This window comes from Pedobacter sp. SL55 (assembly GCF_026625705.1).
In the GTDB taxonomy this organism is placed as follows: Bacteria; Bacteroidota; Bacteroidia; order Sphingobacteriales; family Sphingobacteriaceae; genus Pedobacter.
Genome location: NZ_CP113059.1, coordinates 629,577 through 649,354 on the forward strand (window position 1 = coordinate 629,577; position 19,778 = coordinate 649,354).

Annotated in this window: 15 protein-coding genes and 2 pseudogenes; 12 read left to right on the forward strand and 5 right to left on the reverse strand. The window is 38.3% G+C overall.

What is annotated here, in order from left to right; translation table 11 throughout:
- Nucleotide 1: 1 nt before the first annotated feature.
- The 5 genes from OVA16_RS02750 to OVA16_RS02770 all read right to left on the reverse strand — a co-directional run bounded on the left by OVA16_RS02750 (nt 2) and on the right by OVA16_RS02770 (nt 7,600).
- Nucleotides 2-1,573, reverse strand: coding sequence for a RagB/SusD family nutrient uptake outer membrane protein (locus OVA16_RS02750; protein WP_267763395.1), 1,572 nt, complete (start codon nt 1,571-1,573; stop codon nt 2-4).
- Nucleotides 1,574-1,581: 8 nt separating this feature from the next.
- Nucleotides 1,582-3,714, reverse strand: coding sequence for a SusC/RagA family TonB-linked outer membrane protein (locus OVA16_RS02755; protein WP_267763396.1), 2,133 nt, complete (start codon nt 3,712-3,714; stop codon nt 1,582-1,584).
- A complete protein-coding gene (locus OVA16_RS02760; RefSeq protein ID WP_267763397.1) occupies nt 3,698-4,576 on the reverse strand; it encodes a TonB-dependent receptor plug domain-containing protein in 879 nt (292 codons plus the stop codon). The genes OVA16_RS02755 and OVA16_RS02760 overlap by 17 nt, the downstream gene beginning before the upstream one ends.
- A 534-nt stretch (nt 4,577-5,110) precedes the next feature.
- Nucleotides 5,111-6,367, reverse strand: coding sequence for a DUF2264 domain-containing protein (locus OVA16_RS02765; protein WP_267763398.1), 1,257 nt, complete (start codon nt 6,365-6,367; stop codon nt 5,111-5,113).
- 12 nt (nt 6,368-6,379) lie between these two features.
- Nucleotides 6,380-7,600: a glycoside hydrolase family 88 protein gene (locus OVA16_RS02770; protein ID WP_267763399.1), complete on the reverse strand. Its 1,221-nt coding sequence runs from the start codon at nt 7,598-7,600 to the stop codon at nt 6,380-6,382.
- 269 nt (nt 7,601-7,869) lie between these two features.
- On the opposite strand from OVA16_RS02770, the gene OVA16_RS02775 reads away from it, so the two are divergent.
- The 12 genes and pseudogenes from OVA16_RS02775 to OVA16_RS02825 all read left to right on the forward strand — a co-directional run bounded on the left by OVA16_RS02775 (nt 7,870) and on the right by OVA16_RS02825 (nt 19,004).
- Nucleotides 7,870-8,775 carry a ligand-binding sensor domain-containing protein gene (locus OVA16_RS02775; RefSeq protein WP_267763400.1) on the forward strand — a complete coding sequence of 302 codons (906 nt, stop codon included), beginning with the start codon at nt 7,870-7,872 and terminating at the stop codon, nt 8,773-8,775.
- Nucleotides 8,776-8,794: 19 nt separating this feature from the next.
- Nucleotides 8,795-8,998, forward strand: a pseudogene (locus tag OVA16_RS20210) (two-component regulator propeller domain-containing protein); the annotation flags it as partial.
- Nucleotides 8,999-9,169: 171 nt separating this feature from the next.
- Complete coding sequence (locus OVA16_RS02780; RefSeq protein WP_267763401.1) at nt 9,170-10,948, forward strand: sensor histidine kinase; 1,779 nt, start codon at nt 9,170-9,172, stop codon at nt 10,946-10,948.
- 98 nt (nt 10,949-11,046) lie between these two features.
- Nucleotides 11,047-11,937 (forward strand): DNA-binding response regulator, encoded by an 891-nt coding sequence (locus tag OVA16_RS02785; protein WP_267763402.1) that lies wholly within the window; start codon nt 11,047-11,049, stop codon nt 11,935-11,937.
- 126 nt (nt 11,938-12,063) lie between these two features.
- The gene (hemW, locus tag OVA16_RS02790; protein ID WP_267763403.1) at nt 12,064-13,206 is read left to right on the forward strand and encodes a radical SAM family heme chaperone HemW; all 1,143 of its coding nucleotides are present in this window, start codon (nt 12,064-12,066) and stop codon (nt 13,204-13,206) included.
- Between the two features lie 160 nt (nt 13,207-13,366).
- Nucleotides 13,367-14,152 carry an SDR family oxidoreductase gene (locus tag OVA16_RS02795; protein ID WP_267763404.1) on the forward strand — a complete coding sequence of 262 codons (786 nt, stop codon included), beginning with the start codon at nt 13,367-13,369 and terminating at the stop codon, nt 14,150-14,152.
- A 221-nt stretch (nt 14,153-14,373) separates the two neighbouring features.
- A pseudogene (locus OVA16_RS02800) lies at nt 14,374-15,251 on the forward strand (cupin-like domain-containing protein).
- A 376-nt stretch (nt 15,252-15,627) separates the two neighbouring features.
- Nucleotides 15,628-16,242, forward strand: coding sequence for a sugar O-acetyltransferase (locus tag OVA16_RS02805; protein WP_267763405.1), 615 nt, complete (start codon nt 15,628-15,630; stop codon nt 16,240-16,242).
- Nucleotides 16,243-16,288: 46 nt separating this feature from the next.
- Nucleotides 16,289-17,071 (forward strand): DUF3050 domain-containing protein, encoded by a 783-nt coding sequence (locus tag OVA16_RS02810; protein ID WP_267763406.1) that lies wholly within the window; start codon nt 16,289-16,291, stop codon nt 17,069-17,071.
- 48 nt (nt 17,072-17,119) lie between these two features.
- Complete coding sequence (locus OVA16_RS02815; RefSeq protein ID WP_267765332.1) at nt 17,120-17,299, forward strand: DUF433 domain-containing protein; 180 nt, start codon at nt 17,120-17,122, stop codon at nt 17,297-17,299.
- 48 nt (nt 17,300-17,347) lie between these two features.
- Nucleotides 17,348-17,725: a DUF5615 family PIN-like protein gene (locus OVA16_RS02820; RefSeq protein WP_267763408.1), complete on the forward strand. Its 378-nt coding sequence runs from the start codon at nt 17,348-17,350 to the stop codon at nt 17,723-17,725.
- Nucleotides 17,726-17,738: 13 nt separating this feature from the next.
- On the forward strand, nt 17,739-19,004 hold the full coding sequence (locus OVA16_RS02825) for a DUF5690 family protein (RefSeq protein WP_267763409.1): 1,266 nt from the start codon (nt 17,739-17,741) through the stop codon (nt 19,002-19,004).
- Nucleotides 19,005-19,778 lie beyond the last annotated feature (774 nt).

Here is a 19,778-nt window from a genome sequence, read left to right on the forward strand (position 1 = left end):
ATTACCTCCAATATTCGTTTTGTACCAATAATGAGTTATTTCTTAGTACCTCTTCGCTAATTGGCCAATAAATGCCCCCATTATCCAATAATTGGTTAAATGCCGCATCGTTTCTTTTTATTCTATTTAGCCTTACTTGGTCAAACCATCTCCAACCTTCGCCCATCAGTTCTCTTCTTCTCTCCAAAAAAATGGCCTCTATTACGCCTTCGTCAGGTCCGTTGTAGCCACCTAAACCACGTAGAAAACGTACCCTGTCTAGTTCATCTATTGCAGAAGAGGTATTCCCTAAAACCGCTTGAGCCTCGGCATATAACAAGGTCAGTTCCTCAATTCTGGTAAACACCATGGCCGAAGTGTACAAGGCCAAAGAGCCATCTGTTTGCGGGGCATTTCTAAGGCATTTAATTTTACTGAACACGGTATTAGAGCTTCCGTATCCGGTAAAGTAATCTGTTACTGGTTTACCATCTGCTGGGTTAATTCTAAACCTGCCATCGGTGGGCTCATTAAAAATTTGCGTAATGGTTTCGTCTGGAACATAAATATGTGGCCTAGCCCGGGTAATTATAGGTGCTGCCAACGTAAGGTCTTCGATGTGGCCCACCTGCGAAAACTCCTTGGTATCCCACCTAAAAGGAAAAGCTACTAAGTGGGCGGGCTTATTGTTATAAAAGAAGCCATTTGATAGTGTTAAATCGGCCGTTGTGGTAAAAGCCGCACCAGTTTTTGTATAATTTCTAATGGCCACTTCGGCATAGGCAGAGGCTTCCAAATATCGTTGATCCCAAGCGGCAATGTGTGCCAAAATTGCATAGGCAGATGTTCTGGTTAGCAATACACCATTCCAATAACCCACATCGCCGGCAACTGTTCCATCAGTGTATTTGCCGTAATAGGCACCGGGCAAATCGTCATCTAGCTGAAAACCATACCTATAAGGCAAATCTGTAGCAGCAAGTACCAATTCGCTTTCTGCGTATCTTAATACAATAGCCTGTTTAGTTCTTTCCTTCTTATCAAAATAAGAATCATGAGAAGAAGTAATCAAGGGCACATCTCCCCAAATTCTGCACATTAAAAAATAGGTAAAGGCCCTTAAAGCTCTCATTTGGGCTACATCTGCTTTGTAGTTTCTTTCTGTATATTGTCTATCTTTTTTTAGTACCTCTCCTGCCCTTTCAATAAATAAGCTGGCGCTATTAATTACGGCGTAAAACCTTCTCCAGTTGCTTAAAGATTGCAGCGTTGGATAAGGAGCGTTCAGGTTATTACCAATAATTGCTTTAAGGTCTAACCTAGTGGTGGCTACGAAATCGCCGTGCCTAAGTTCGCCATATAGCCACTGGGCATTGTTATCGGCTAAAGCGGCTCTAAGTAGTCCATAAGATCCCAAAAGCGCACCTCTGGTATCCGAAATAGTTTCCCAATTATTGTTTTCGTTTACCAAGTGTGTGGCATCAACTTCTAACTTCTTGTTGCAAGAAATAAGAACCAGCACAGTCATCAAAAATCCAACGGTTTGGATTTTTAACGCATTAAATCTGAATGTATGTAGTTGCTTTGATAACATTTTCGTTCTTATAAATCTAGTTTTATACCTAAAGAATATGTTCTTGGAATAGACATGCCATATCCGGTATCTATCCCTATATAATTTACCAATTCTGGATCTCCGCCCGTATAAGGCGTAACTGTAAATACATTTAATGCTGTAGCGTACAGGTATAATCTTCTGAAGTTGTTCTTCTGTTTCTTGAAAAAGCCTGCATTAGTGATGTCGTAGCCCAATGAGATGCTTCTCAATTTTAGATAAGCCCCATTTTCGATGAAAATATCTTGATCGGTACGGTAGGCTTGTACAGCACTCCAAGGATTGTAAACAGGATAATTGGCCATATCCAAGCCTTTTTGCCAAAAAGTAATTTCGTTGATGGAATTGATATCGTTACTGCCCGCCCTAGCTGCAAAATCAAGTCGGTTTGCTGCCGCTTGGTTTAAGATATTACGCTTGCCTACAAAGGCGAAGTTTAAATCTAGGGTAAAGCTTTTATAGGTTATATCTGTTCCTACATTCCCTGTAATACGAGGAATAAAGTTACCCAGTTCTACTTTATCGCTTTCGTTGATGATGTAATCGCCATTTAGATCTTTCCATTTTGGATCGCCCGCAAGTAGCGGCAATCCTTTATAGCTTAAGATTTGATAGTTAGCAGGATTCACCGGAACATCTATATCTCTTTGGTAAACGCCTGTACTTTGCAACACCCAAAACCTATCTATCGGTTTACCAACAACCAGTTTTTGGTTACCTACCGTGATATCGTTAAGTCCACCCGGAAGCGCATTTAGCTTATTGGTGTTATAAGCCGCATTGAAATTCACATTCCATGTAACCGCACCACTTTTAGGCGCTAAAATAGCGGCTTGCAAGGCTAATTCTACCCCTCTATTATTCACATCCATGCCTGTTTGGTAGGTTTTAGCATAACCGTACTCTGCGTTGGTTGGCACATCTAACAGCATTCTGTTATTATTTTTAGTGTACAAATCTATCTTGGCTTGTAACCTATCTTTTAATAGACCTACCTCTAAACCCACACTAGTTTCTTGTACATAAGCCCATGGTATATCATAGCCAACCCATCCTAAAGAATAAGGCCTGGTAATGGTTCCAAAACCGTTATAAGAACTCATGTTAGGGTTTGCAGACCAGCCAATATCAGAAGTGTATTGAGGACCGGCAGCGTATCTATCAGAAGTATATAGTGTACCCAATCTTCCCCAAGTGGCATTAATTTTCAATTTGGTAACGGGCAAATTGTTTTTGGCAACAACTCTTTTAAGATCCCATTGTGCATTTACCATTGGCGAGAAAAACCACCGATCTGTAGGCTGCATATTAGATGCCCCATCTGTACGCAACACCGCATTTAAGAAGAACTCTTTATTATAACTGTATTCTATCTTACTGTATAAAGAGCTAAGGTTAATTTTTTGCTTGTCTGTAAATCTGTTTACGATAAGAAATAATGATCTTAGATAATCAGCATCTGCCGAATTTCCAACAACGGAATTAATCCTAACATAATCGCTAGGGCCTTTGTAGCCTTGTCCGTAATTATACTTACTGATATCGTTAGTAAAGGTATGCCCTACTAAAAAGTTAAAGTCGTTTTTACTATCCAGCGTATAGCCGTAGCTTAAAACGTTATCAATATTTAATCTTTGGTTATAACCAAAATAGTTAGACACGTAGTTATTTCCATCCAACAATTGAGAGTTATAAAACACATCTCTCATGTTTTCATTATAATCAAATGATATTCTTGACAGGAAATCAATTTTTTTAACTTTTGCGTTTAATGAGAAAGAACCTTGTATAGCGTTGTTTGAATTATTGTCGAAAGATTTATGATCGTACTGGTTAAGCAAGTTGCTATACACTAGTTTGTTTGGCGCAATTGGACTGCTTAAGTCTGGCACGTATTGCATTTCGGCAAAGCGATCTCTCAAGTTTCTGTTTCTATCCCTGGTTAATTTGGTGGCATTTACCATACTAGAAACGGTTAGCCATTTTAGCGGCAACATATTAATAAAGAAAGAGGCTACATACTTATCTAGCTTTGTATCATCGGCATTGCCTGCGCTTGAACTGTTTGCGCCGTAAAACCTAAAATTAGATCTGCTGGTGCCGCTAAGTAATACTGCCATTAATGGAATAGATGGGCGCCCTTTTGTAGTAAAGATCTGTCCAGTTAGAAGCACCATAGTAATTTTCATTACTAGCATCGCTCAAAAAACCTGGTATGTTGGCTTTTTCTTCGGCACTAGCAAATTTATCGTAAAATATTTTTCTGAAATTACTCTCATCCACACCGTTGGTTGTGGTTACCATATCCTTATCTACAAAACCATAGGCACTGCTAAAAGAGATTTCGCGTTTACCTTCGTGAGCGTTTTTGGTGGTAATTAAAATGGCTCCGTTGGCGGCACGTGGCCCGTAAATTGCAGCAGCCTCCAAACCTTTTACCACGTGTATTGATGCCACATTATCTAAATCGATGGTTGAAAGCAGATTAGTTGCCGACCCCAGCGGACTAAAATCATACTTCTGTATCTGGCTCGAAAATGTATTGTCTTGCATTAGCGGAATACCATTTACAAAGATTGCTGGTTGTGCCAGTGCCACATCTCCTTGGGTAAAAAACGGACGGCTTATTCCTCTAATCAGCATCCACTGTTCCGAAGTCCCAGGTTCGCCATTTGGCTCTTGCACAAATACACCGCTAACGGATGCCTTTAGCGCCTGCTGTAAAGAGTTGAAAGGATACAATGCAGCCTTCTTTACATCAATAGAATCGATGATTTTTTTAGAAACATAATTTCTAAGCACTACCGAGTCTATAACCTTGGTATTTTTAGGGAGTGTATCTTGCTTAGATTTTGCCGAATCTACTTCTTGATAAAAGGCAGCTGTTGTTATATATTTTGAGCTAACGCCAGCCACCACAGCATTTGGCAGGCAGGCGTTAATGAAAAGTAAAAAAGTAAAACACGCAAAATAGTTTTTCATTTTTCTAATTGTTGATTTAATCATTTCGAATATTGCAGCCGTACAGCGATAAATTGATGATACGCTCTACGTCTTCTAATTCTAGTATTAAGAAGGTTATTTTTTCAGCTTATCTTCTTCGATTTCGAAAGGTTGCTTGAGCACACCTGCTCCTTAGCAAAAAGAATTTGTTTGTTTGGTTTCATCATTAGTTTAAGTTGGTTTTGTTACCCCAAATATGTTTATTAAGCATTTTAAAAAAGATGAAAATCCAAAACAATTAGGTAGACAATCCTCAAAAAAACGCCCCAAAACACAAAACAGCCACATGTTTGCCTGTAAACCACTTTTTATCTTGTAAATATTTTGAAATAAAAATTAGGAATTGAATAATGCCTTACCCATAGTTAGCTTTTGCTAATTCAGCATCATTTTTTTTAAGGGAGTTAGCAGTTTTTATATTTACTGGGCTAGATGTAAAAAGGCATTTTGCCTCTTTACATCATCTCATCAAATATTGGCTGGCTGCACCAGTTTACCACCGAATAGCTCGTGTTAGTAATCTACGTGATAGTCTTTTGGAAACCCATTACCCGACCACGCTTTTTTAGCAGTCCATGCTGTAAAAGGTGCCGACCAAAACGGATCTGTAGCAGGTAAGCCTAAAGGCAAGAAGGATAAAGTAGCCATATACAAACTTCCTGTAGAGGTATAGTAATCTGCAATTTCTGGTTGATGACCACAGAAACCAAGCTGCAGCCATCCGTTGCCATCAAAGGTTCCCTTTACATCGTACATATTCTTTTTTACCAATGTTAGGGCACACCTCACTTGTGCTGGCAAAATTTCTTTCGGCAACTTATTCATTAACGCTACCTGTGCCAATGCCTGAAAAGCACTAGTTCTGTAGGTAATTGAACGGCCAATGGGCGGAAATGTACCTTCTGGAGAGATCAATCTTTCTTGCCCCACCGCATAACGCTGCATACGCTTAAGAGCTAATTGGTAGGTAGCCGCTTCTACTAACTGATGATCTACCAAAACAGCTAATGTATCTACCATCATGGGATGGATAACGAAAGAGTTATAATAATCGAATGCTAAATTAGGGCCATCGCCATACCAGCCATCGCCTTTGTACCATTCATTAAGTTTTATAATGCCCTCATTCAGTCTATCCTTGTCAATATCTTGGCCAATGGTTAAAAGAAAAGCCTCGGTTATAGAGCCAAACAATAACCAATTGCTTTTAAATGGCTTTCTATTTCTAAGCGACTTAAACGCTTTTACGATTGCTTGTTTAGTTTCTAGTTTTAGAGGCTCCCATAATGCTTTGGGAGCCCTCAAAAAAGTTTGTGCCAAATAGGCCGCATCTACAATGGGTTGATAATCTTTATTAAAAACAAGCTGGTCGGGACTGCCATCGGAAAAGCAATTATCCAGACCTTTAACCGCTTCTAATCGCATTTTTTTCCTCAATTTACCTTCTTCGGTACCATCATCGGGCAAAGCCAACCAAGGCGCAATACCTGCATAAGTACGACCCACTGCTTCTAAGTAAGACACTTTTGGAGAGCGTTTATCAAACGTTGGCGAAGTAATTAAAGGCATATTTTTTACCAAAGTTCCAGCGGCCAGATTAGACACCACAGGATTGGCTATTTTGTAAAGCAACTGGTACCAATACGTTCTATCATCTACTGGTTTTTGCAATTTCTCGTTATCATTTTCTGTGGCTAGAACAGATTTTGGTCTAACTAAACCCGTTAAGCCAGCAAGGGACATTGCAGTTAAAAAGTTTCTTCTTCTCATTTTATTTCGCTTTTACAAATACCAGTTTTTATATCGCATTAAAGCTTCAAGATAGTAATAGTCGGCATAAGTTAAGGGCACGTCAATTTCTGATTTTAAGGGCAATGCACCAGTGCTATGCTTCAATAAAAACCCACCGTTTGTACCCTCTTGTGCTGTATATTTATCCGAAGATAAGGACACCAACATTTCTTTTGCTTGTGCTACATAATATTTTTTGGTTTTAGCCGAGCTATATTGCCCCAATTCTAATAACGCAGAGGCGATGACCGCAGCGGCAGATGCGTCTCTATATGTATTGGGTATCTCTTTAGCATTGAAATCCCAATACGGAATTTTATCTGCTGGCAAGGTTGGATTATTTAAGATGTACTTAGCAATATTTTGGGCGAAATTAAGATACTGTTTATCTTTAGTAAACCTGTACATTAACGTGTAGCCATATAGCGCCCAGCCTTGTCCGCGGCTCCAAGCAGTTTCATCTCCAGCGCCTTGGGCAGTTCCTTTTTTAATTACCTTGCCATTCAACATATCGTAATCAACTACGTGGTACGAGCTAAAATCTGGCCTAAAATGGTTAGCTAATGTAGCATTAGCATGGTTTAAAGCTATTTCCCTATATTTTTGGTCTCCCCCGTTTTGTGCTACCCACAACAACAACTCTAAATTCATCAAATTATCAATAATTACAGGGCCTTTCCAGCTTTTGTTAGAATTCCAAGATTGAATAACTTTCGCATCTGGCCTGTAACGTGTTACAAGAGAAGCCGCGGCAGTATCTATCGTTTTTTTGTATTCCGGAATTTTTGTTAAGCGATAGGCGTTTCCAAAACTACAGTACATCATAAAGCCCAAATCATGGTTACCAGTATAATGTTTTTCCTTTTCTAGGGTAGCCAAACGCTGCTCTGCTTCCTTTAATACCGACTGATCTTTTGTGTATTCATAGATGTAGAGCAAAGAACCCGGATAAAACCCGCTACACCACCACTTGGTATCACTGGTTTCAAACTTATTGCTTTTGGCATAAAAGGTTTTTGGCATACGGCCCATGGGAGTATTACTGGCCAGTATACGGTATTGCCTTTCGGCAAACTTAAACTGCTTATCAATTAACTGGCGCATATCATCGCTTGAGTTTTGCGACTTTACATGGGTACAGGTAAAAAACAACAACAGATAAAAGGCTATTCTTTTAGTAGCCTTGGTTATTTTAAATTCTCCGATATTCATTTTACAGGTCATTTATGTACTTAGGGATGGATAAATCTTTTTTATTTTATACGATTGATTAAAACTTTAGACGCGTTTAATTGCTACCTTACAAGACCATTCAAAACTGAAAATTTACGTTTAAAAAAAGGGGTAGAATCCTAAAAGAAAGGGTAGAAAAATCAAAAAAACAAATCCATAAACTTCGTTTTTATTGCAAGCAGCTCAAATTTTCAGTTATTATTCTTTATTTTTATGGGACTACAACAAACCTTTACTTGCTATTTCTCATGAGATTTAATTCTTCTGTAGGCATTTTCTTTTTTTTGCTTTCCATCAACGTGCTTTTCTCGGCCAAGGCACAGCGTAACTTAAATTTCTCGAACTTAACGGTAGAAAATGGACTGTCTCAAAATTCGGTAATGGCAATAACCCAAGATAGTACCGGCGTAATATGGCTGGGCACTAGGCAGGGCATTAACAGATATGATGGGTATCACTTTAAAAATTATAGTAAAAGCAATACTGACAAAAAAGGTAACGAGCAAGAAGAAATCACTTCTTTAATAACCGACTATACTGGAACCTTATGGGCGGGTACCGATACCGGACTACAAAAATATAATCTCAAAAAAGATAGATTTGAAAAGTTAGCACAGTTAAACAATGAGCTTATAGAATTACTATATCAAGATGATGACAAAAACTTATGGATTGGCACGCAGAAGGGCTTAAAACTATTAATCGACCGTAATCAGCATAAATTCAAAACCTTTCTTTTTAGTAAAAAGGCAGAAGATCCAATAAATAGTGTTTTTGCAATATGTAAAGATAAAACTGGCCATATTTGGGTAGGTACCGGCAATGGGCTCATACAGGCAACCTATAGAAAGGGCATTTTCAGTTTCAAAAAAATCAACTTTCTTACTCAGCCAATAAGTGGCTACATCACCGCCATAGCGAAAGATAAAAATCAGCATACTTGGGTAGGCACAACCAATGGCCTTTATTTATTAAACAACAAGGGACAGCTTTCTAGAACTTTTTTTCACACCGAAGGGATTGTAAATTCGCTGGTTCATAATGATATTAGAGAGCTTATGCCCAGTGATGATGGCACCCTGTGGATTGGGACACAGAACGGCCTAAGTATTTTTAACCCTTCTACTCGGTTTATTCAACAACTACCAGCATAACCCAGAAACAACAGGTAGTATTAGCCATAATTCTATTCATCATCTATTTAAAGATAGAAATAAAAATATTTGGATTGGCACTTATTTTGGCGGTGTAAACGTCATTTATCCTGTATCAACAAACTTTAAGGTTTATCGTAATGGCAAATCGGCCAATAGCATTAGCGGAAATGTAGTAAGCGCCATTGCCGAGGGCAAACCTAATCAACTATGGATTGGAACCGAAGGCGCAGGTTTAAATCTGTTCAACAAAGCCTCTAACTCCTTTAGTAATTACAAACACGATCCCGGCAATTACAACAGTATCAGTTCTAACCTTGTTAAAATACTAACGAAAAACAGATACGATGACCATAATTTAACTATCGGCACACATAGGGGCGTCATCAACATATTGAATACATCTACCGGAAAATTTCAAAGAATTGCAAATGTAAAAGACAATAAGGGCACCATCGGTTCCGCAGAAATAATTGCCTTGGCTTATGACGCAACCGGAACACTTTGGGTTGGTTCTATGAACGGGATAACCACTTTAAAAAGCAAAGACGGGGTGTACCCCAGCCAAACAACTCGCAGCCCAATAAATGATGCGCTTAAAAACAAAGGGATACTTCATCTCTTTGCAGACTCTAAGGAAAACCTTTGGATTGGAACTTCTACAGGACTTTATAGATATAATTTAAACAAAAAGCAACTTACCAGTTTTAACGAAGCAAACAATTCCGATAGCCTACAATCAGACTATATTAATTGTGTAACAGAAAATGCAAATGGCGAGCTGCTCATTGGCACCAATTCTGGAGGACTAAGCATTTACGACACCAAACGCAATACTTTTAAAACCTTCACAGAAAATGATGGACTAGTTAACAACAATGTATTAGGCATAATTGAAGACAATAGTGGAAATTTATGGATCAGTACCGCTAACGGACTATCGGAGTTTAACCCCAAAACCAAGCGATTTAGAAACTACACCAAAAGTGATGGTTTAGCAGGCAATGAGTTTAACAACCGCTCCTATTTTAAAGACAGTAGCGGAGAAATTTTCTTTGGAGGCATTAACGGACTTACCTCGTTTTATCCAACAGAAATACAATCTAACAACTATATATCTCCCTTAGTATTTACCGGTTTACGGCTTTTTAATAAACCAGTAAACGTGGACGAAGAAAACGGTATTCTAAAAAATAATTTAAACCTTACCGAAGAGCTAGATTTTAGTTACGACCAAAATAATTTTACGTTAGAATTTTCATTGCTCAACTACGTAAAACCCGATAAAAACAAGTATGCTTACAAACTAGAAGGGTATGATAAGGAGTGGAAGTTCGATTCTACTCCCATTGCATCTTATACCAACCTGCCATCTGGCAACTATCGATTTGTAGTAAAAGGAATAAACAACGATGGTATTCCGGGCAGCGCCATACGTGCTTTAAAGATCCATATCAACCCTGCTCCGTGGCTATCTTGGTGGGCTTATCTAGGCTATGCCATCGTATTATCGGGCATTTTATTTTTAACGTTACGATATTTCTTTATTCGTGCCTTGTTAAAAAGAACCGAAAATGTTCAACAGATGAAACTGAAGTTTTTCACACATGTATCTCATGAAATTAGAACTCCCTTAACACTCATTTTAGGCCCATTAGAATCGCTCCTTAAAAATACAGCCCACCTACCAGAGCTTCACCAACAGGTAGTACCTATTAAAAATAATGCAGATAGATTGCTTAGGTTAATTACCGAGTTAATGGACTTTAGAAAAACAGAAACCGGCAACATGAAGCTACATCTGGAAGAGCTTGATATTGTACAATTTATACAGTATATATTCAATGCTTTTAAAGATTTAGCTACCAGTAAGCACATCAATTACCGCATCGAAACACCCGCACAGCCCATACAGGTATGGATAGATAGGGTACAGCTAGAGAAGGTATTTTTCAATTTATTGTCTAACGCTTTTAAGTTTACCAGCGATAACGGAATGATTAGCGTTACCGTAAAAGACATTGAACAGCAGGTAAGCATAGAAATTAGGGACAATGGTATAGGAATACCAGAAAGCAGTAAGGATAAACTTTTCAGTGATTTTTTCCAGATAGACACCCTGGCTCGGGGCATATTGGTTCGGGTATTGGCCTGGCATTATCTAAAAGTATAGTAGTAGCCCATGGTGGAAAAATTGCGATTGACAGTAGGCAGGAAACACCAGAAAAACCTGGCGACACCAAGTTTACTGTTACCTTAAAAAAAGGCAAATTGGCAATCAATGCAGATTATGAAGAAACAAACAGCACTCCTACTAACAGCCTCTACCAAGTTAATGTGCCCAAAAATACAGTAACAGAAGTAACCGGAGCTGGAGCTGTATTTGAAGAGACCATATTAATTGTAGAAGATAACCCAGAGATTAGGCAAATGCTACGTGGTTTTTTATCGCCATTTTATCATGTTGTAGAGGCCGAAAACGGACAAATAGGTTGGGAAACTGCTACAGAGTTACTTCCAGACCTTGTAATTTGCGATATCATGATGCCTGTTATGAACGGTTTAGAATTGTGTGGCAGCTTAAAAACAGACGAACGAACAGCGCACATTCCAGTAATTTTACTTACAGCAATGGATTCGCATCTTCAAATGGTAGATGGTCTTGAAACTGGTGCAGATATCTATATTACCAAACCTTTTAGCACAGAACTGCTTTTACTTAACGTTCGAAATTTGCTCCAGGCCAGAAAAATGATGCGAAAGAAATTTACTGAAGAAGTAAACCTTAAACCTCAAGACATCACTATAAACAAAGCTGATCATGACTTCATGTTAAAAGTAGTTCAGTTTGTGGATGATAAAATGGCCGACCAACATTTTGTAATACAAGATTTAGCTAATGAGGTAGGCATGAGCCAACCAGTGCTTTATAAGAAAATAAGAGCAGTTACAGACCTTTCCGTGAATGATTTCATCAAATCTATTCGCTTAAAGAAGGCGCTCTCCCTATTAGAAACAAATCAATACAATATCTCCGAAATCTCCTATTTAGTGGGCTTCAACGATGCCAAGTATTTCAGTAGGGAATTCAAAAAACAATTCGGCTATACGCCTACGGAATATTTGAAAAAAATACAATCTAACAATGACACGGTCTCGTAGAGAAATTACTTGTAGGTTTGTAAGATGCTGAAAAAATTGGCGATGGAGCTCATAAAATGAAATTTTACAGGGACCATAAGCATATAAATTTGAGAAACAGCATTTGATCTTATATATAAAAATAGCATGGCCGGTATCTATATCCACATCCCTTTCTGTAAAAAAGCTTGCACCTATTGCGATTTCCACTTTACCACCTCAACAAAATACCTTAACGAGATGGTTAAAGCAATTTGCAAAGAAATCATATTTAAGAAAAATAGGCTAGCGCAACAACAAATTGGCAGCATCTATTTTGGTGGAGGAACACCTTCTGTATTACCAACGGCCGCATTGCAGCAAATCCTTGCTACCATAGAAAATCACTTTTCTATTTCTTCGGATGCAGAAATTACCTTAGAAGCAAATCCCGACGACCTTACAGCTTTGAAAATTGCTGAACTGAGAAAATTACCTGTTAATCGTTTCAGCATTGGCACACAATCTTTTTTTAACGAAGATCTAGTTTGGATGAACCGTGCCCACAACGCACAAGAAGCAACGGATTGTATTAAGCGCAGTCAGGATGCTGGGTTTGAAAACCTTACTATAGATTTAATTTATGGCTATCCCCTACTCACTAACGAAAAGTGGAAAACCAACATTCAAACTGCAATTGAACTTCAGGTGCCACACTTGTCGGCTTATTCGCTTACGGTGGAGGCTAAAACAGCTTTGGCAAACGCCATTGAAAAAGGCAAACAGCCAGATATTAGTGATGAACAAAGCGCAGAACAGTTTATGATGCTCGTTGATACGGTTACCGCAAGCGGCTTTGAGCACTACGAAATTTCTAATTATAGCTTACCCGGAAAATACGCCGTACATAATACCAATTATTGGAGAGGTGTCGCGTATTTAGGCATTGGCCCTTCGGCCCATGGTTTTGATGGGCACGATAGATACATCAATATTGCCAACAATGCCAAATACATGGAAAGCCTGTTTAAAGGAGAGCTTCTAGAAACTGTAGAGCAACTCAGCAGCACTGATAAATTTAATGAATACGTAATGACCTCTTTAAGAACGATGTGGGGCTTAAACTTAGAAAAAGTTGCGAGTGATTTTGGCAAGAACTACGTAGATCAAATTCAGAAACTTATGAAGAACTTTGTTGCCGACGGACAATTACTGAACGAGGGCAATGTGATTAAACTTACCAACAAAGGAAAATTATTTGCAGATGGTATTGCTGCAGCATTCTTCGTGGATGAGGAAGATTTTAACTAATCCAAGTTGGTATAGTTTTACTTAATCCTAACGCAACAGTTATCAGCTCCTATTTTTTAAAATCGTAATTTTGAGACATGAAACCATCATGATTTATCCACGCATACCGCGAAAAAAATCATGATCGCTTCAGAACCATTATAAAACAAGGCTTAAAAACATGAAAGATAAAGTTATTTGGATTACTGGCGCTTCATCGGGTATTGGCGAAGCATTGGTTTACGAGCTAGCTAATGCAGGTGCAAAACTGATTATTTCTTCTCGCAACCGCGATGAACTTTTTCGTGTAAAACAAAAATGCCGCAACCAAATAGATACCCACGTACTTTCGTTAGATTTAGAAGACAGCGAAAGCCTTCCCAAAAAAGCCGAAGAAGCCATCCGTATTTATGGTCGTATCGACATCCTGATTAACAGCGGCGGGATCAGTCAAAGAGCTTTAGCCCTAGCAACCGATTTAAAAACCGAAAAACGTTTCATGGATATCAATTTTTGGGGCACTGTAATTTTAAGTAAAGCCGTGTTGCCTCAAATGATTAGACAAGATTCTGGCTCAATTGTATGCGTGAGTAGTTTAGTCGGCAAATTTGGCACCAGTTTACGTTCGGCATATTCAGCTTCCAAACATGCATTGCACGGCTATTTCGAATCATTAAGAATTGAACTGGACAGCACCAATATCCACATTTTATTAGCTTGCCCTGGATTCATCAAAACCAACGTTACCATCAATGCCTTAACTGCCGATGGTAGTAAGCAAGGCACTATGGACCAAGCGCAAGAAAATGGAATGCCAGCAGCAGAATGCGCTAAACAAATCATCAAAGCTATTCAAAAGAAAAAAGATGAGGTTTATATTGGCGGCAAGGAAGTAAAAGGTGTGTTATTAAAACGTCTATTTCCTTCGTATTTTACTAAAATTATTAAAAAAGCGAAAGTAACTTAACTGCTAATATTCGCCACAGATACACAAATAAAGATGATGCGTTTTTTTAATCAATATTGATTTCAGAGACTCAATCTGTGCATCTGTGGCTAATTAAGATGATATCAATCATTTTATTCACTTTTTATCTTAATCTGATTACACGTTTTCATTTTAAAATTACAACTTTGTACTGATTACATTTATCGCAATATTAATCAGCAGTTTACATAAAATAAACAATGAGCTTCAATTTAAAACCAGTAGACACTGTAGAAACCATCACTCCCGAGGACTTTAAGAAGAACTATCTTAAGAAAAAACGTCCTTTGGTGATTAAAGGCCTTACTAAAGACTGGCCTGCTAGAGAGAAATGGACTACCGAATATTTGAAGGAAATTGGCGGCGATTTGGAAGTGCCTCTTTACGACAACTCAAAGGCAGATCCGAGCAAACCTATCAATGCTGCCACTGCGCACATGAAGTTTGGCGACTACCTAGATTTAATTAAGCGTGAGCCTACCGAGTTAAGGATATTTTTTTCAACCTATTTAAGAAAGTTCCAAGCTTAATCAACGATATCAAAATCCCAAAAGATTTAATGGGCGGTTTTATTGAAAGTATGCCAGCTATGTTTTTTGGTGGTTCAAATTCGGTAACTTTCCTACACTACGATATCGATTTACCTCATATTTTCCATACGCACTTTGGCGGCCGTAAGCACATTATTTTGTTCGATTATAAGTGGAAAAAACGTTTGTACTGCTTGCCAAATGCAACTTACGCCTTAGAAGATTATAAGGTAGACAATCCAGATTTCGAGAAATTTCCTTCGCTAAATGGCATTGAAGGCTACGAGGTTTATTTAGAACATGGCGATACTTTATTTATGCCAACCGGCATGTGGCACTGGATGAAATACGTTGATGGTTCTTTCTCGCTAAGTTTAAGAGCTTGGGACCAATCTATCACTCGTAAAGTGGCCAGCGTTTGGAGTTTATTTAGACATGGTGCGGTAGACAGCTTAATCAAAATGGCATTTAAAGAAAAATATGCGCATTGGCGAGAGAAAAAAGCCATACAAAGAGCCGAAAATGCTTACGCAAAAGGTAAACTTTAAAATAATTAGAAAAGCAAATTCAGCGGGGCATCGGTTACGGTAGCCCCGCTTTCACTTCTATCTTTTTTGTTGACATCATCACAACCTGTTGTCACGCTGAGTTTATCGAAGCGTCTACAAGTAACAAACAAATCCTTCGACAAGCTCAGGATGACAATCACCAAAAAAGGATAATCGCTCAATCGGGTTTATTGCACAAAAACTTATGCAAATCTTGGCGTTCTTTGCGTACCTCTTCTTTTACTTTACGGCTAATTTTAACGCAATGGTTTTTAGGAATTTGCTAATAACGCAAAGAAGAAGTAAAAAACACTCCAATCTCATAAACGTAAAAATAATTGTGCCTTTATCAATCGCTTAGTAATTTCGCAGCACGATGGAAGAGAAAAAAATGAGCGAAAAAGAAAAGATGCTAGCTGGTAAAGCTTATCAAGCTGGAGACAACGAACTGGCCAACGACAGGTTAAAAGCACGTGAAATTGTTTTCGAGTTCAACAACCTGCCTCCGAAGCAAATTAAACAGCGCAAGCAGCTCATCAAAAAACTTTTTGGCAAAACCGAAACTATGTTTTATGTAGAACCACCCTTTCGTTGCGATTATGGTTACAACATTGAAATTGGCGACCATTTCTACAGCAATTTCAACCTCACTATTTTAGACTGCGCCAAGGTAACTATTGGTAGCCATGCTTTTATTGGTCCAAATGTGGCTATCTACACCGCTGGCCATCCACTACACCAACACTTACGTGATCAAGAGCACGAATGGGCACAACCTATTACCATTGGCGATAGCGTGTGGCTAGGCGGTAATGTAGTCATCAACCCTGGCGTAACAATTGGCAGCAATGTAGTTATCGGTTCTGGCAGTGTAGTTACCAAAGATATTCCTGATAATGTATTTGCGGCTGGCAATCCTTGCAAAGTAATTAGAGCAATTACCGATGCCGACAAAGATTTTTATTACAAAAATTATAAACTAGGCGAATAAAACAATCCTTTTCAAGTTAAACTTCGTAAGTACTTTTAAAACACACATGAACTCACAAATAGAAAAAATAAACCAACAAGCGGCTCAGTTAAAAGCACAAATTGTAAACCATAAAGTATATACACAAATTGGCGATTTGCCAGCACTTCGCATCTTCATGGAGCATCATATCTACGCCGTTTGGGATTTCATGTCGTTATTAAAAGCACTACAAATTAATCTGACCTGCACTACTCTTCCTTGGTTTCCGGTAGGCAATGCCAAAACTCGCCAATTGATTAATGAGATTGTAGCTGGAGAAGAATCAGACTTAGACGCTGATGGTGGTATTAAAAGTCATTTCGAATTGTACTTAGATGCGATGGAGCAAGTAGGCGCTAACACCAAACCTATTACCACTTTCATTAGTGCTTTGCAAAATGGAGCTACTTTTCAAGAAGCGTATGCCCAAGCCGAAGTTCCGTTAGCAGCTCAACAATTTATGGATAGCACCTTTGCGGTAATCAACGCTGGCAAAAACCATGCAACTGCGGCGGCTTTTACTTTCGGGAGGGAAGATTTAATTCCAAATATGTTTCATACCATGGTAAACGATTTGAACAGCAAACATCCAGATCAAGTAACCATTTTCAAGTATTATTTAGATAGACACATTGAGGTAGATGGCGATCATCATAGTCATTTGGCTTTAACTATGACTAGCGAATTGTGCAAAACCGAAGAAGCTTGGAACGAAGCTGCAGCAGTTGTAAAAGAAGCGTTGCAACAGCGAATTGCTTTATGGGATGCTGCGCTAGAAGAAATCGAAAACGTGGTAATGACAGCTTAAAATTGTTTCCAAACTCTTTTTTTGATAACTTAGTACAAATTAACAGTGATGGAAAATTTTGCAACATATATCAATATCGACCCAAACATCAGATTTGGTAAACCTTGCATTAAAGGTACTCGAATAAGCATTCAAGATATCCTAGGCTGGCTGGCTTCTGGGATGTCTAATGAAGAAATTTTATCCGATTTCCCTCAATTAGAATCGAACACATTAAAGCTGCACTAGCATTTGCAGCCAATAGTGAGACTAGAACTCGCTTAATTTCCGCTTAACATGAAAATATTGCTAGATGCAAATATTTCGTTCAAACTAAAGTTTAAACTATCAAAATATTTTACTGAAGTAGAACATGTTGAAAGGATAAATATCCAGCAACCAGCTACTGACAATGATATCTGGCAATGGGCAAAATCAAAAAATGCCATTATTATTACCAATGATGACGACTTCTATCACTTCTCCAATTTGTATGGATTTCCGCCAAAGGTAATTTTATTGAGAACTGGAAATCAATCTACCAACCATCTAGGAGAAATTTCAGAAAAGCATATCCAAGATATGATCAATCTTTCGGAAGATACAGAAACTGGTTTGCTTGAGATTTTTGATCAGCAAAACTCTTATCAAAAATTTAGGCTATCTTCAATGTAAGATTAACCTTTTTATGAGCCAAAACAATTCTAGCAAATCCATCAAAACTGGGCTTTACGCTGCCGTAGTAGTATTTTTAGCCTACACCATGATTTTTGGCTATCGCAAAACTTTTACCGTGGCCACCTTCGATGGCTTAACCTTGGCAGGCTACAGCTACAAAACAATTTTGGTGATTAGCCAAATGCTGGGTTATTTACTCGCCAAGTTCTATGGCATCAAATACATTTCAGAACTTAAACGAACTGGCAGAGGAAAAATCATTCTTTTATTAACTGGAATTTCTTGGTTAAGCTGGTTACTTTTTGCGGTGATCCCCATGCCTTACAATATCGTTTTTCTATTTGTAAATGGTTTTCCATTGGGGATGCTTTGGGGCGTAGTTTTTTCTTACGTAGAAGGAAGAAGAAGTACCGATTTTATTGGCGCCACTTTAGCAGTAAGTTTCATTTTTGCTTCGGGTTTTGTAAAATCTGTTGGAGCTTGGTTAATGGCTGAGTTTGGCATTTCTGAGTTTTGGATGCCTTTTTACACTGGTTTGGTATTTTGCATTCCACTGGTGTTTTTTGTTTTCCTGATGGAGAAAATACCGCAGCCGAGCGAAGAAGACATCGAATACAGAGCTGAACGTGTAGCCATGACTACCGAAGATAGAAAGAAATTTATCAGAGACTTTTTAGGTGGAATTATTGCATGTGTCATCATTTACTGCTTTGCCACTATTTTTAGAGACATCAGAGATAATTTTAGTGCCGAGATGTGGAAGGAAATGGGTTTCTTTAATCAGCCTGCATTATTTTCTAAAACGGAAACCCCAATTACCATCATTGTGCTGGTACTTATTGGCAGCATGGTAATGATTAAAAACAACTTCCTTGCTTTAAAAACAGCACATTGGTTTATTGTGATTGGTTTTGTGATTGCAGGTGTTTCAACCTTGATTTTCAAATACAATCAGCTAAGCCCTATTGCTTGGATGACTTTAGTAGGTTTAGGTTTGTATATGGTTTACATTCCATTCAATGCTATCTTTTTCGACAGATTAATTTCTACTTTCAAGTATGCCAGTAACGTAGGTTTCCTCATTTACATTGCTGATGCTTTTGGTTATGTAGGCAGTATTGGCGTATTGTTAAGCAAAGAGATTTTTAAAGTAAAACTGAATTGGGTTACGTTCTTTTCTAGTAGCGTGATGATTTTATCTGTTGTTGGGGTATTGCTTACTTTCTATTCCTTGTATTATTTTTCGAAGAAGTATCGAAAGATGATTAGCAAATAAGCGCTCTTTAGGATTTGTAATCCCGTTCGCTAGCGCATGCCTGTGTGGCGTGTGCTGCACATTTAACTCACACGCGGCACGCGTGCGCTAGCATAGGGTTGTTGGGGTGTTGCTTACTTTTTATTCACTTTATTATTTTTCGAGGAAGTATAGGAAGATGATTAGCAACTAAGCGCTCTTTAGGGTTTGTAATCCCGTTCGCTAGCGCATGCCTGTGGCGTGTGCGCTGCACATTAACAAATTAACTCACACGCGGCACTCGTGCGCTAGCATAGGTGCGATAGCATAGGTGCGATAGCACGATTCGCTTCATTACAAACCAAACTATCAGTTCTTTTTTGTCTTAAGATAAAGGTAAACCAGCTGTCCTAAGTTGATAATACAATGTGTCCAAAGTAATAACAAAAGAAAAAACCACCAAGCCAATGCGGTTCCATTTCCTTTTGATTCATAAAAAAGTCCATATAGAAAATATAAGCTATAAATAAAATGGATTGTAAAGTTGATTGCTATTATTTGTTTTTTGCTTTTAGCTTTTACAATTAAAAACACTAAAGTTGTCCAACAAATTAGGAAACTAAAAATTAATAAAAGTTCGTCAGAGTTCATTTTCATTCCATTTAGATAACCATATCATCCCGATTTTGGTTGGTGTTATCACCAACCAATTTGTATTTATCATTGTTATTGATTAGTGTGGATTGGTAATAACACCAACCACAGGAGTAATGTCAAACAGCATCAATACTAAGACTATCGATTAAAGAAAAATAA

Bases quoted from the DNA above. Each gene is read 5' to 3' on its own strand.
- OVA16_RS02750 (WP_267763395.1), bottom strand. From the start codon at position 1,573: ATGTTATCAAAGCAACTACATACATTCAGATTTAATGCGTTAAAAATC.
- OVA16_RS02760 (WP_267763397.1), bottom strand. From the start codon at position 4,576: ATGAAAAACTATTTTGCGTGTTTTACTTTTTTACTTTTCATTAACGCC.
- OVA16_RS02765 (WP_267763398.1), bottom strand. From the start codon at position 6,367: ATGAGAAGAAGAAACTTTTTAACTGCAATGTCCCTTGCTGGCTTAACG.
- OVA16_RS02805 (WP_267763405.1), top strand. From the start codon at position 15,628: ATGGAAGAGAAAAAAATGAGCGAAAAAGAAAAGATGCTAGCTGGTAAA.
- OVA16_RS02795 (WP_267763404.1), top strand. From the start codon at position 13,367: ATGAAAGATAAAGTTATTTGGATTACTGGCGCTTCATCGGGTATTGGC.
- hemW (WP_267763403.1), top strand. From the start codon at position 12,064: ATGGCCGGTATCTATATCCACATCCCTTTCTGTAAAAAAGCTTGCACC.
- OVA16_RS02775 (WP_267763400.1), top strand. From the start codon at position 7,870: ATGAGATTTAATTCTTCTGTAGGCATTTTCTTTTTTTTGCTTTCCATC.
- OVA16_RS02755 (WP_267763396.1), bottom strand. From the start codon at position 3,714: ATGGCAGTATTACTTAGCGGCACCAGCAGATCTAATTTTAGGTTTTAC.
- OVA16_RS02820 (WP_267763408.1), top strand. From the start codon at position 17,348: ATGAAAATATTGCTAGATGCAAATATTTCGTTCAAACTAAAGTTTAAA.
- OVA16_RS02815 (WP_267765332.1), top strand. From the start codon at position 17,120: ATGGAAAATTTTGCAACATATATCAATATCGACCCAAACATCAGATTT.
- OVA16_RS02770 (WP_267763399.1), bottom strand. From the start codon at position 7,600: ATGAATATCGGAGAATTTAAAATAACCAAGGCTACTAAAAGAATAGCC.
- OVA16_RS02810 (WP_267763406.1), top strand. From the start codon at position 16,289: ATGAACTCACAAATAGAAAAAATAAACCAACAAGCGGCTCAGTTAAAA.
- OVA16_RS02825 (WP_267763409.1), top strand. From the start codon at position 17,739: ATGAGCCAAAACAATTCTAGCAAATCCATCAAAACTGGGCTTTACGCT.